Genomic DNA, 363 nt, shown 5'->3' on the forward strand with positions numbered 1-363 from the left:
ACCCGCGGCGCCGTCCTTACCGTCGCCACCATTACCGCCGACACCGGCCGTGCCATCCGCGGCGCGCCCGCCACCGACCTCAAGGCCACCATGACCGGCGTCACCACCGACACCACCATTGCCACCGGAGGTACCTGCCGCAGCAGTCCCATCCGCAGCGGCGTCATACCCGGCACCACCGGCGCCACCATTACCGCCGGAACCGGCCGAACCATTGGTCCCCGACGTCGCGTAGTTGCCGCCACCGGACGAACCACCGGCGCCACCGGCACCAGCGTTACCACCATCGCCACCATTGCCACCAGCGCCACCGGTGCGATCCTGCGCAGTGCCCGTGCTACCGACCGCGCCATCAGCGCCATC

The 363-nt window shown here is 70.8% G+C and carries 1 pseudogene; it reads right to left on the reverse strand.

Annotated elements, in window-relative coordinates:
- Nucleotides 1–363: pseudogene (locus LI94_RS25010) on the reverse strand (hypothetical protein); the annotation flags it as partial.

This window comes from Mycobacterium sp. UM_Kg27, assembly GCF_000972905.1.
Classification (GTDB): domain Bacteria; phylum Actinomycetota; class Actinomycetes; order Mycobacteriales; family Mycobacteriaceae; genus Mycobacterium.